Consider the following 14052-nt stretch of genomic DNA (forward strand, 5'->3'; position numbering starts at 1 on the left):
GTATAATGACCTCGTAATGCAATTAGGAAATTTCGAGAAATAGTTCAAAAAGAAAAAAAGGAGAGTGCATTAATTATGAGAAAGCAGACTAAATTAGTTGCAGTTCTTTCTGCAGCAGCTTTACTCGCTATGGGTGCTTCCATGACATCTTTCGCCGCTGGTTGGGAAAAAGATGATGCTGGAATCTGGCACTATTATGACAGCGATGATGAGATGGTAACCGATGAGTGGAAGAAGGATGGTGCTTACTGGTTCTATCTTGATGAAGACGGCGAGATGGCTACTGACACGTGGATCGACGACGACTATTATGTAAACAGTGAAGGCCGTATGCTGGTAAATTCCTGGATTAAGGCAATGCCAGATGACGAAGAGGATGATCCCGATGATGGCGGGGAACATTGGTACTACTTTGGAAACAAAGGCAAAAAGGTTACTGATGATTCCAAAAAAATCAACGGCAAAACATACTACTTCAACGAAGATGGTGAAATGTTAACAGGATGGCATCAGGACGGCGACGACGCTTTCTACTTAGGTGATGAAGACCAGGGTTGGAGAGCTGAGAGCCAGTGGTTATGGCTTGAGAAATCAGGTCTCGACGAAGACGACGTAGATGATGATGACAATCTTGAAGTAGTTCTTGGCTGTAGCGAAGATGACGACTGTGATGATGAAGGATGGTACTACTTCCAGTCCTCAGGTAAAGTTTACACAGGCGTAAACAAGAAGAAAATCAACGGCAAATACTATATGTTCAACAATCACGGCCAGATGCTGTATGAGTGGATCAATGGTACTGCTAAGACTGTAAGTTCTAATGCTCAGCTTGACGGTGTTGCAAGTGCAGGATCTGCAAAAGTTCAGGATATGAGATACTACAACGCAGTTGAAGAAGGCTGGAGATCAGACGGATGGTATCAGATGGATGGTTCTGAAGACGTTGGTACAGACGGCGATACAGACTGGTACTATGTAGATGACGGCGAGATTAAATACGCTGATGGTGGTAATAAAGATTTCGCAACATACGATGAGGACCACAAACAAGTCTTTGTTCAGAGAATGAAAATTAACGGAAAATACTTCGCATTCAATGAAAAAGGTCAAATGCAGGATGGCTTACAGTACTGCAGCGCTGACAATGGTTTCTATTATTTCGACGAAAACGGCTATCAGAAGACAGGCCGTGTAACAAGCGTTGAGTGTGATGATGATGATTACACATTCTACTTCAATACAAAGAATGGTAAGAACGGTCAGGGGTACAAGGGCTTAAAGGATGATTATCTGTACTTCAACGGAAAGAGACTTGATGCAGATGATGACTACAGACTGTACTACTACGGTGGTGACATTTACCTTGTAAATACTAAGGGTAAAGTTCAAAAGAGCAGCAAGAAATACGATATCGAAAACAAGGGTATTGCTGAAGATGATGTAGAAGTTAATATCAGCGGAAAGAAAGTTCAGTCTATCAAACTAAACGATAAGACAGAGTATAGTTCTGAAGAACTTATCAAAATGATGATTGAGGATATTAATGGCGAATACACCAGTGTAACTGATGACATGATCGTGTCCGTTCCATTTATCCAGTTATATGATGATGATCTTTACACATATACTGAAATCAAGGCAGATGCTACACCTACCGAAGGTTGGCTTGGAGTTAACGATCCGACAAAATAATAATATTTCTCTATGTAATATGTTTCAAAATTCTATGATTAAATAATGATCAGGCGGTGGCTTCATCCACCGCCTGATTCTAATTTGCATTAGGAGAAATAAAACCGAGGAGGTTTTTATACAATTGATAATATGCTAAAATGAATTATTTATAAAGGTATAAAAGAGGGAGTTTCTCAAGCTATTACTGAATCTGATATGCTCCCTTCTAGGTAGACAAGTGAAATAAAAACTGCCAGCAGGTAGCACCTACTGGCAGAAAAGTTTTATTTTTTTAATTGTCTACTTGATGGGGAGCGGTTTACTCCCTATTAGATTTTCACTTTGTTAATATATCAGACAAATTTTATTACTGCCATCCTTCAGAAATAGTATAGAGTTTATTTCCATCTGCATCGACTCTTCCTGTATCCTTTGCTGAATAAGTATATACATTGTCATCATACAGGGCGATAAACGGTACGGAACACCAATTATCATTATCTGTAACATCTATACCCGCGATAAGATCCTGAGCTAAATCAGCTCGTAAATCTTCAGCAGTATCATCTGAAACATCCTCAACTGTGATTGACTGAATAGCGCCTTTGCTGTTTGTCTTAACTACAACATCATCGTAGCGATTATAGAATCCGTTCTCAATGTCATCGTATTTCTTGCCGTTGCTGCCAGTTGCCTTCTGAATTTTACCTTTTGTATTTACAAGGTAGAAATTGCCATCAACATAGTAAATTCTGTAATCATCATCTGCTTCCAGTCTCTTACCGTTAAAGTAAAGGTAACCGTCTTTTTCACCTGTGTAGCCAAGGCCGTTCTTACCATTTGTAGTTGTAAAATAGAAGTTGTAATCATCATCTTCACACTCTACATCAGAAACTTTTCCGGTCTTCATGTAGCCGTTTTCATCAAAATAGAAGAATCCGTCGTCAGCTTCAATATACTGTAAACCATCCTGCATCTGTCCGTCTTCATTAAATGCAAAATATTTATTGCCGCTTTCTTTGATTTTCTTCCTCATGACGAAAATAGGATTGTTGTCATCGTCAAGAATATCAGCGATCTTATCGCTAGCTCCGGCATGTGTAATCTTGCCGTCGTCAATATAGTACCAGTCTGTATCACTGTCATTACCCATATCTTCGGAACCGTCAATTTCATACCAGCCGTCGCCTCTCCAGCCTTCCTCTACTACATTGTAATAGAGCATATCGGAAGCACTTGCACCTGCAGAAGAACCATCAAGCTGTGCATTGGAACCTACAGTCTTTGCTGTACCATTAATCCATTCATACAGCATCTGACCATGGTCATTGAACATATAGTATTTTCCATTAACTTTCTTCTTAGCTTCACCATGATACAATTTACCGGAGGACTGGAACCAATACCATCCTTCTTCATCACACATTTCATCTCTGTCATCGGTGCAGTCGAAGACTTTCTCCTGGCCGTCATCTACATCATCATCATCTAACAGACCGGATTTCTCAAGCCATAACCACTGGTTCTCGACTCTCCATCCTTCGTCTTCACCGCCGAAGTAGTAGCCCTCGTCATCGATTTCCTGCCAGCCATGCTGCATCTCACCATCTTCATTGAAGTAGTAAGTTCTGCCATTGATTTTTTTGGTTCCGTCAATAGTTTTTTTACCTTTGCTTCCAAAGTAATACCAATGTTCACCGTCATCATCCGGATCATCCTGATCTTCATCAGCGAAAGCCTTAAGCCATGTATTAATCAACATAGCACCATCTTCTCCGACATAGTATTCATCATCAACCCAGCTGTCTGTCAGCATCTCACCGTCATCATCCAGATAGAACCACTTTCCGCCGTCCTTCTGCCACTCATCGGTTACCATCTCATCATCACTATCATAGTAGTGCCAAATCCCAGCATCATCTTTTTCCCAACCAGCGGCGAAAGATGTCATGGAAGCACCCATAGCGAGTAAAGCTGCTGCAGAAAGAACTGCAACTAATTTAGTCTGCTTTCTCATAATTAATGCACTCTCCTTTTTTTCTTTTTGAACTATTTCTCGAAATTTCCTAATTGCATTACGAGGTCATTATACTTCGGATAAGGAAAATTAGGATAAGTACCTAAAAATATCTTAGGCAGTTAAATACAGTAACTTAATGATGTGTATTTATACGTAAAAAGCAGAATATTAATACAAACATATCTATGGTCAATCTATTAACGCATTGATACGAATTAACAAATATTAGGCAAAAAAATCCACTTGATAGAATTTTAAGAGCGACAATTTTGTAGCCTGAGAATCTATCAAGTGGATTTTTTTATAAGTTCTTGTTTTCTATCATTTGTTGAAAAGTGATAAGGGAGAAATTAGATTTATTTTTTACATATTTCTCACATTCTTCTGTAAAGCTATCTTTAGAAAAAACATAAAACCATTTATTTTCCGAGTGGAACAAGTCTCCCTGTTTTATTAAATCCTTTAACACATCCATGCCAACAGGAGCATTTTGCCATTTACACTCGCCAAAAAGAATATTATCGTCATTTAAAGCAACAATATCAATTTCTTCCTGACGTTTTTCAATCGGGTTATTCCCCCACCATCGTCCTGCTTTACTGTATAAGAATGGCGCTTCCGATATTATCCGCGGTAAGTATAAATACTGCATACAGATTTCCTCGAAAACAAGTCCCATATAGTGATTTAAATGTGGTTTTACCTGTTTTAAATATACGGCTTCGCCTATTCCACGAACGATACTGCTTATATTTGGTCCGACAAAACGGTACCAGAAGCGGAACATTTGATCCTCCAGCAAGTAAATGGTCTTACGGCTGGTTTCTTTTTCAGTAATCGGCACTTCTTTTCTCACTATACCCAGTTCAATAAGAGATTGAAGCAGATTACTGGCTGCACCTGTCTCGATACCTGCTTTTGTCGCAATTTCATTCATCTTACTGGCGCCACCTGCAATAGCGCTAATAACAGAATTATAAGTAGAGGGATCTCTGAGCTCCTGTTTTAGAAGGTTTGAAGGTTCTTCATATAAACGTCCACTCTCTTCGAAAAATAATTCTATTATATTCTCATCCAGGCTTCTGTGAGGTTGAATACGACTAATATACTCTGGAATTCCACCAGTAATTCCATAAATGATAGCCTGTTCCTCACTTGTGAATGAGGAACACATATCTTTTGATTCAAAAAAAGTAAATGGATGAATTTTAAACTGTACGGTACGTCTTCCATAAAGAGGGCTTTTATAACCCAAAACCTGATGCTCCATAAAGCTCATAGAAGATCCACATAAAATTAAGAACAACTTACTGGTTTGCCACTGATGATCTATATGGGCCTGCAAAAGAGAAGATACTGCTTTATAACTGGTTGCAAGATACGGGAACTCATCGATCACAAGTATTAGGCGTTCATCCTGGCAAATTCCATCAATATAACTAAAAAGTTCTTCGTAACTTCCAAACGCTGGGGTTGGACTACCGGGTAAGAGTGTTTGAAAAATTACTTTAGAAAACTGTTTTAAATTTTCTTGTGGTGTCGCTTCCGATGCCACAAAAAAGATTGTTTTTTTATCACGGCAAAATTCATTAATCAGCGTAGTTTTTCCTACGCGCCTTCTTCCATAAATAACCGCAAATTCGAATTTATTGCTGGCATACATTGTATCTAGTTTTTTTAACTCTCTGCGTCTTCCAACGAACATTAAATCACCTCCCAAAAATTCACTAATAATTAAATTACTAATCTGTGGATTAGTAATTTAATTATTATATATTATTAAGCACATTGTCAAGTCTTATTCTTTATTTTGTTCTTCATTGATAAAAAGCGGGACATGTTGTTTGCATAAATGATTAAAGTTTTGAATAATAAAACACGTTTTTATACCAAATTTTAATATACATTGTGTGAATTTTTTCTAAAAAGCAACACAGCTTAATTTTCCTTATCCGAAGTATAATGACCTCGTAATGCAATTAGGAAATTTCGAGAAATAGTTCAAAAAGAAAAAAGGAGAGTGCATTAATTATGAGAAAGCAGACTAAATTAGTTGCAGTTCTTTCTGCAGCAGCTTTACTCGCTATGGGTGCTTCCATGACATCTTTCGCCGCTGGTTGGGAAAAAGATGACGCTGGGATTTGGCACTACTATGATAGTGATGATGAGATGGTAACTGGAGAATGGAAGAAGGACGGTGGAAAGTGGTTCTATCTGGATGACGAAGGCGAAATGCTGACAGATTCATGGGTTGACGACGAGTACTATGTTGGAAATGACGGTGCTATGTTAATCAATCAGTGGATTAAGACTACTGCTGATGATGACGTAGAAGATCCGGAAGACGATGGTGATTCCTGGTATTACTTTGGCAGCAAGGGTAAGAAAACCACTTCTGATTCCAAGAAAATTAATGGCAGAACATACTACTTCGATTCCGACGGCAAGATGGAAGACGGCTGGTACGAAGATGAAAACGAAGACATCTTCTATTTAGGCGGAGAAGACGAAGGCTGGAGAACAGACAGCCAGTGGTTATGGCTTGAAAAACCGGACGAGGACGATGAAATCGGCGGATGCAACGACGACGAGACTGATCCTTGTGATGAAGAAGGCTGGTACTACTTCGGAAGCAATGGTAAGATGTACAAAGATGCTAAAAAGAAGAAAGTAAACGGAAAATATTACTACTTCAACGAGCATGGCCAGATGCTGTATGAGTGGATTAATAACTCTAAGGTGAGCGTAGGCTCAGGAGCTAACTTAAACGCAGTTCTCGATGGCAACAACTCCGGAGCATCTCCAAGTGATATGCTTTACCTCAATCAGGTAGAAGAAGGCTGGAGAGCTGATGGTTGGTACGAAATCGATGGTTCTCAGGATACCAATACAGATAATGATACCGACTGGTATTTCTTCGACAAGGGCGAAGCTAAGAAAGCAGAAGACTACATCACAACAGATGGCGACGGTGATGCAGTATACAGAGAGAAATTCAAGATTAAAGCAAGCAACAACAAGTACTTCTGTTTCGATCAGTACGGCCGTATGCAGACAGGTTTACAGAAGCTGGATGATGGTTTCTACTACTTCGACGACAATGGCTATATGAAGACAGGTAAAGTTTCTAACGTAGAAGATGACGATGATACATTTACATTCTACTTCAGCACCAAGAACGGTGGAAACGGTAAAGGTTGGACTGGTGATAAATCCAGCTACTTATACTGGAACGGAAAACGTCTTGAAGCAGATGATGAATACAGAATCTACGCATATGAGGATAAGACTTACCTTGTAAATACTTCCGGTAAGATCCAGAAATCCGAGTCTAAGAAATACGATATCGAAGGCAATGCTGACGATTTATATGTAGACTTTGATGGTGATCAGGTAATGGGACTTTATACAGATAAAGACCACAAGAAACCATACAACAGCGGAATTATGAAAGTAACTCTTCCACACATCGCTCTGTATGACCACAACTATGTTGCTAAAGCTGATGGAATAATTGATGGTAAAGCAATTTCTGATGATACAGAAGTTGAAATCGCAACAAGCGAAGTTACTACATCTACTTCATCCAGAAGTACTACAGAAGTAAGTGTAAGCAAATAATTATTTTTCCCCTCAACTATTTATAGTTGGGGGGATTTTTTACAAATAAGTTTTAACTCATTCTTGGAATACAAATATAAGGAGGGAAATATGCAAAAGACTGATTCAATCATTGCTGTAGTCTTAACTGCCGTTTTGGTTCTGACAGGTCCGGTAACTGCCCTTGGGGGAACTATTACAACAGAGAGCAGTAGTATTATGGATTTTAATTTTAATATGCCTTCAGGATGGCAAAAATCTTCACCCGACAGCATTTATGACTCTTTACCGGATAATAATACGGAAGATTATAATGGTTCAGATCTTCCAGAAGATAAATCACTGGGTGAACAGGTCACAGTTGAAGTGGATGGAACTGAATCAGACAGTATTACCTTTTATCTGGATCGCAATTCCAGTACCAATGAAGTCATTATACCTGACCCAATCATTGTAACTGTTCGGCAGAATAATGGTTCGTCTATTGGTAATATTTCAATAGCCCTTTCTCCTGTTATCAATGCGGACAGAGAAAGAATCAGGGTACAGGCAATTGGAAATACGAGCCTGGGTCCCGACACACCTGTCAGCTTTTCAGTTTCCTTTGTGGATAAAAATATTGGGGATAAAACGGATCTTCCAAACGGAAGTAACAGTAAATTTTATCTCCAAATAAAATCTGGAAATGACATATTAAAAAAACTATCTATTTTATATGGAGCAGACGGTTTTTATACTCATTATAGTGCGGAATATCCCCAATATTATAGTGGGCCTGTTATTAATGGTAAATATGTAAATATAGGTGAAGTCAATTTAAACCAATCTGTTATACCTGAATTTTCTATTAAACATTATTTCAAACCTTTAGCTGGAACTGAGAATGCTTCAATTGCCGAAGTTCAAATAAATCCTGATGGGTGGTTCACATTTACAGACGGTTCTACCAAAATACCTATGAATATATCGAATGAAGGTTGGATTACAATTCCCATTAAAATGAAACAGGAAAGTTTCTTGGAATTAAGGAATGAGGCCATATCAGATGGACATGTGATTGATAAATACAACGTATTCACTGATTTAGTGATTGCATACGATGATGGATATAATGGTGAATTAGGTTATCTTGCAGGAGGCAATATGAGTCCGCTTCCTCTGGTATATCATATCACCTATCGCTCGAGTTCCTCACACGGTTCAGGCGGCTCAGGCGGCTCGGGTGGTTCAGGCGGCTCAGGTGGCTCGGGGGGTTCAGGAGGTTCATCTGGTCCGGCGGGAAGTTCAACAGTCGTAGGGCCGGCTCAAACGGCGCGTACAACGATTGCAACAGTGGATGATAAGGGATGGATTTTAATAAATGGATTCAGATACTACATGAATGCTAATAATCAACCCGTTACTGATTGGCTTCAATGGACAGATAAAAAATGGTATTATCTGGGACAAGATGGTATTATGAGAACGGGATGGACTTTAGTAGACGGAAAATGGTATCTGTTGAATCCAGATGGTTCCATGGCTACGGGCCTGATACTTGTAAATCAGGAATGGCATTTGCTGCTACAGGATGGTTCTATGGCTACGGGATGGGCACAGGATCAGGCTGGTAATTGGCGGTATTTTTTAGATAACGGGGTTATGGCTGTTAATTATACAGCTCCGGATGGTAAAATAGTGGATTCGAATGGGATTTTGATAGACTAATAGAACGATGATAAACAATGGGTAAAAAACTGATGAACTGGAGCATTTACCATTTAATTGAAGAGTATCAGTCAGTACACATTACCGACAGAATTGCAGTGCGCAGAACAGTATGCATAATGATGTGAAAAGGCGGCGGTTAGTCACCGCCGCCTTAATTATACTATTCTTGATACATAATTAATTCCAAGTCTCTTTAATCACACCGCTCAAAAGATTATAAGTATATACTTTGTCATAAAGCTGAATAGATGGAACAGATACACTAGCGTCATAATCAACTGCATTAAATGTAGATGCACCCATATCTGTCTTAAGATTAGCAATTAACGTATCAGATTCAATTGCTGTAGCAGTGCCCACTTTAATAGAGGAAACTACGCCAGACTTGTTTGTAGTAACATAAACATCATCTTTACCAGAATAAGTTGCATTCTCGATGTCATCATACTTCTTAGAAGAAGTTGATTTCTGGATCTTGCCCTTTGTATTTACAAGGTAGATTTTGCCGTCTACATAGTAGAATCTGTAGTCATCCTCTGCTTCCAGTCTCTTACCGTTGAAATACAGATAGCCATCTTTCTCACCTGTGTAGCCAAGACCATTCTTCCCGTTAGTTGTTGTGAAATAGAATGTGTAATCATCATCGTCACACTCTACAGACGTTACTTTACCTGTCTGCTGATAACCATTTGATGCAAAATAGAAGAAACCACCATCATCTTTTGCAAACTGAAGACCGTCAAGCATCTGGCCCTTTTCATTAAATGCAAAATATTTATTACCGGATTCTTTAATCTTCTTTCTCATTACGTATACAGCATTGGTGTCTCCGTCTGTTGTGGCGAAATATTTTGACTCCTTGGTAGCAGCAGTTACTTTGCCGTCATCAATGTAGTACCAATCGGTATCGCTATCGGTACCAACGTCTTCAGAACCATCCAGTTCATACCAGCCATCGCCTCTCCATCCTTCTTCTACTACGTTGTAGTACACCATATCGGAAGCAGATGCTGTCTTGGCATTACCGGTTACTCCGTCAAGCTGAGCATTGGAACCAACTTTAACAGCCGCATTTGCATTAATCCATTCATACATCATCTGGCCGTGGTCATTGAACATATACCATTTTCCATTGATTTTCTGTTTACTTGCTTTATGCATAACTTTACCGGAGGACTGGAACCAGTACCATCCTTCGTCATCACACATCTCGCCGTCAGCATCACTACAACCAAGAATAGCTTCCTGCTCTTCGTCATCATCGTCTACTAAGCCGGATTTTTCAAGCCATAACCACTGAGATTCAATTCTCCAGCCTTCATCTTCTGTTCCATAGTAATAGCCTTCATTGTTCGTGCTGTCATACTGCCAGCCGTATTGCATTTCTCCATCTTCATTAAAAAGATATGTCTTTCCGCCGATTTTTTTTGTAGTATCAGTAACTTTTTTACCTTTGCTACCAAAGTAGTACCAATGCTCACCATCATCTTCCGGATCATCCTGCTCGTCATCAGCTAAGGTCTTTTTCCAGGAATTGATCAGCATAGCGCCATCATTACCAACATAGTACTCGTCGTCAACCCAAGAATCTGTCAGCATTCCGCCTTCATCGTCTAAGTAAAACCACTTTCCACCGTGTTTGGCCCATTCGCCTGTTACCATCTCATCATCGCCATCATAATAGTGCCAGATTCCAGCGTCATCTTTTTCCCAACCAGCGGCGAAAGATGTCATGGAAGCACCCATAGCGAGTAAAGCTGCTGCAGAAAGAACTGCAACTAATTTAGTCTGCTTTCTCATAATTAATGCACTCTCCTTTTTTCTTTTTGAACTATTTCTCGAAATTTCCTAATTGCATTACGAGGTCATTATACTTCGGATAAGGAAAATTATCGCAAGTTAAGGATATCATAACGCCCCATTTTGTCTTACTATTTTAATTTTAAATAGATTTACTTGTATTATTAAGTTAATTTTCATTGATTCTCATTCAATACGATGATATAGTAATATAAGATTTTTGAGCATTGAATTTCAAGAAAAAGAGAATGGGGTATACTATTTGGGGTGAATTATAGAATATTTATGCAGAAATTCTGTTCCTGCCGAAATCAGAAATGATGCATTCTGTTTATTTGGCATGTCATCCTTTCTTGCAACTCCCTGGATTCCTATGACATTAAAATACAACTTATGAAAGGAGCTTCCCCTATGAACTATCTATCAGCATTCCAGACGTCGTCCGCCGGCGGCTTTCATACTTTCGGTGATGAAGCGCCTGAGCAGACTTCAGGAATTCTTTATTCCGATTTATCCTCTGAGGAGGAGAGAAGGGAATATGCGAAACAGGCCGCCGTAAGCCATGCTTTAAATATAGAAGATTACCGTCACTATCTCTCAACGCAGAATATGTCACTCAACACAATTCATGTATATGTTTACGCCCTGCGGCAATTTTTTGCACTCTATCATGATATTACATACTCAAATCTGAAATTATATAAGGTATTTCTTCTGGAACATTATAAACCTCAGACCGTTAATCTGCGGATTCGTGCAATGAATTCCTATATAGAATTCAGAAATCTCAATCCCGGAAAAATTCCGATGGTACGCATTCAGCATAAGAATTATCTCGATAACGTCATCAGCGAGGCCGACTACGAGTATCTTAAAAACTGTCTGCTGCGTGATCATAAATATCTGTATTATTTTATCATCCGCTTTATGGCTGCAACCGGAGCACGAGTCAGCGAGGTGATTCAATTCGAAGCTGAGGATATTTTTTCCGGATACAAGGATATTTACTCAAAAGGAAATAAGGTCCGGCGCATCTATGTTCCGAAAGCATTGCAGAAAGATGCCATAACCTGGCTGAAAACGCTGAAACAGAATCACGGTTTCGTCTTCTTAAACCGATATGGAAACCCCATTACCCCCGGCGGTATCCGGGGACAGCTTAAAAATATGGCCATCGCCTACGGGATGAACCCAGAAGTGGTTCATCCTCATTCTTTCCGTCACCGTTTTGCAAAAAGCTTTATTGAGAAGTGCGGGGACATCTCTCTGCTCTCCGATCTGTTAGGGCATAAAAATCTGGAGACTACAAGAATTTATCTTCGGCGCTCCAGCAGCGAACAATATGAAATTATAAACAAGGTTGTCGACTGGTAACAGCTGAAAGTACATAAGACTAAAGGAGTTATTTATGCAAGAACTGCTCGAAAATTCATTGGACGGTTTCAGGGTGCATCTTGAAAAACAGGGGCGATCTGCAAAGACCATCACCTCGTATACCTGTTCCGTCTCCCTCTTTTTTTCACTTGACTATGAGCTTTCCGTAGAAAACCTGAAGAGTTACAGGGAATATCTTTTAAAAAATTATCAGTTTAACACCGTCAATGCAAGAATCTATGGAATGAACCGCTACCTGAGTTATCTGCAGGAAATCGGGCAGCTCCCCTTTTCATTAATGCTCTCCAATACGGAATATTCAGCCCCCCAGGAACCGGTAGACTTAAATTCCGTCAAGAAGACAAGGGACGGTTCCTACAGGATGCAGTCAGTAAAAGAGCAAAAAAAAAGCTATCTGGATACTGTGATTTCCCAGAGAGATTATGAACGAATGAAAAAAAGGCTGAAAAATGACGGGAATATGTACTGGTACTTTGTCATCCGCTTTCTGGGCGCCACCGGAGCCCGGGTCAGCGAACTGCTGCAGATTAAAATAGAAGATTTACGTCTCGGATACCTGGATCTCTACACAAAAGGGGGAAAAATACGGCGTCTGTATTTCCCCCGCAGCCTCTGTGCGGAAGCAATCCCATGGTTTATGGAAAAGGGCATCAAAAGCGGATTTATTTTTCTAAACCGGCACGGTAACCTGATTACATCGCGCGGCATAGAACTTCGCCTGAAACATTTTGCCAAGCTCTATAAAATCAACCCCAAGACCGTTTATCCCCATTCATTCCGCCACCGTTTTGCCAAGAACTTCCTAAAACGTTTTAACGACATCTCTCTGCTTGCCGACCTGATGGGACATGACAGTATAGAGACCACCCGTATTTACCTCACGCGGTCCAGCCAGGAGCAGAAAGCTCTGCTGGACCGGATTATTACCTGGTGAATTGTAGACTCGTGAATTATAGACTGGCTAATTATTATCTGTGAACTACAAATCCGGAAGGCACCCGTTGGGATGTGCTTCACTAAACACCTGTTTCAAGCTATCTCTTACAGCTGCTACGGAAAAACTCCGGAAGAATTTCTCTCCCGGAGTTCTGCCTGTTACATAAATTATATAGAACGTTTTACAGCACTTTGCTTAAAAACGCCTGTAATCTCTCACTCTTAGGATGTTCAAAAAATTCCTTCGGTTCATTCTCCTCCGCAAAGTTTCCTCCATCCATAAACATAACGCGTGTCGCCACTTCTTTGGCAAATCCCATCTCGTGAGTTACAACGACCATGGTCATCTTTTCCTCTGCCAGATCACGCATAACGCTCAGCACCTCTCCGACCATCTCCGGATCCAGCGCCGATGTCGGTTCATCAAACAGCATCACATCCGGCTTCATGCAAAGTGCACGGACAATCGCAATACGCTGCTTCTGGCCGCCTGAAAGCTGGTTGGGATATGCGCCGGCGCGGTCCTGAAGGCCGACACGTTCCAGGAGCTTCATAGCTTCCGCCTCGGTCTCCTCCCGCTTCTTTCCCTGAAGTTTAATTGGCGCCAATGTCAGGTTTTCAAGAATTGTCATATGTGGGAAAAGGTTAAACTGCTGAAATACCATTCCCATTTTCTGTCGGTGTTTGTTAATATCGGTTTTTCTGTCCGTGATATCTGTGCCTTCAAATAAGATCTGTCCGCCTGTTGGCTCTTCGAGAAGGTTCAGGCAGCGTAAAAAAGTACTTTTCCCGGAACCGGAAGCGCCGATGACACAAACGACGTCTCCCTTATAAATATCCACCGTTACTCCGTCCAGAACTACATTGGGGCCAAAGCTTTTCTGCAGATTTTTCACCTGAATCAGAGGTTGTTCAAA

General features: G+C 40.3%; 9 protein-coding genes. 5 read left to right on the forward strand and 4 right to left on the reverse strand.

Annotated elements, in window-relative coordinates; all coding sequences use genetic code 11:
* Positions 1-75 precede the first annotated feature (75 nt).
* Entirely contained in the window at positions 76-1692 is a 1617-nt protein-coding gene (locus EJL91_RS22770) for a PspC-like choline-binding domain-containing protein (RefSeq protein WP_125144270.1), read from the forward strand.
* Between the two features lie 349 nt (positions 1693-2041).
* On the opposite strand, the gene EJL91_RS22775 is transcribed toward EJL91_RS22770, so the two are convergent.
* Both EJL91_RS22775 and EJL91_RS22780 read right to left on the reverse strand, forming a co-directional pair.
* Positions 2042-3691, reverse strand: coding sequence for a PspC-like choline-binding domain-containing protein (locus EJL91_RS22775; protein ID WP_125144271.1), 1650 nt, complete (start codon positions 3689-3691; stop codon positions 2042-2044).
* 304 nt (positions 3692-3995) lie between these two features.
* Positions 3996-5399, reverse strand: a complete 1404-nt coding sequence (locus EJL91_RS22780; RefSeq protein ID WP_125144272.1) for an AAA family ATPase — start codon at positions 5397-5399, stop codon at positions 3996-3998.
* A gap of 326 nt (positions 5400-5725) precedes the next feature.
* Here EJL91_RS22780 and EJL91_RS22785 point away from each other — a divergent pair, with 326 nt between their 5' ends.
* Both EJL91_RS22785 and EJL91_RS22790 read left to right on the forward strand, forming a co-directional pair.
* A complete protein-coding gene (locus tag EJL91_RS22785) occupies positions 5726-7315 on the forward strand; it encodes a PspC-like choline-binding domain-containing protein (RefSeq protein ID WP_125144273.1) in 1590 nt (529 codons plus the stop codon).
* 90 nt (positions 7316-7405) lie between these two features.
* Positions 7406-9001, forward strand: a complete 1596-nt coding sequence (locus tag EJL91_RS22790; RefSeq protein ID WP_125144274.1) for an N-acetylmuramoyl-L-alanine amidase family protein — start codon at positions 7406-7408, stop codon at positions 8999-9001.
* Positions 9002-9181: 180 nt separating this feature from the next.
* On the opposite strand, the gene EJL91_RS22795 is transcribed toward EJL91_RS22790, so the two are convergent.
* A complete protein-coding gene (locus tag EJL91_RS22795; RefSeq protein ID WP_125144275.1) occupies positions 9182-10804 on the reverse strand; it encodes a PspC-like choline-binding domain-containing protein in 1623 nt (540 codons plus the stop codon).
* Between the two features lie 411 nt (positions 10805-11215).
* Here EJL91_RS22795 and EJL91_RS22800 point away from each other — a divergent pair, with 411 nt between their 5' ends.
* Positions 11216-12178, forward strand: coding sequence for a tyrosine-type recombinase/integrase (locus EJL91_RS22800; RefSeq protein ID WP_125144276.1), 963 nt, complete (start codon positions 11216-11218; stop codon positions 12176-12178).
* A gap of 34 nt (positions 12179-12212) precedes the next feature.
* Positions 12213-13133 (forward strand): tyrosine-type recombinase/integrase, encoded by a 921-nt coding sequence (locus tag EJL91_RS22805; protein WP_125144277.1) that lies wholly within the window; start codon positions 12213-12215, stop codon positions 13131-13133.
* A 184-nt stretch (positions 13134-13317) separates the two neighbouring features.
* Here the strand turns inward: EJL91_RS22805 and EJL91_RS22810 are convergent, their stop codons facing one another.
* The gene (locus tag EJL91_RS22810; RefSeq protein WP_206429543.1) at positions 13318-14040 is read right to left on the reverse strand and encodes an amino acid ABC transporter ATP-binding protein; all 723 of its coding nucleotides are present in this window, start codon (positions 14038-14040) and stop codon (positions 13318-13320) included.
* Between the last annotated feature and the right edge of the window lie 12 nt (positions 14041-14052).

It is taken from the genome of Clostridium transplantifaecale (genome assembly GCF_900626075.1).
GTDB lineage: Bacteria > Bacillota > Clostridia > Lachnospirales > Lachnospiraceae > Otoolea > Otoolea transplantifaecalis.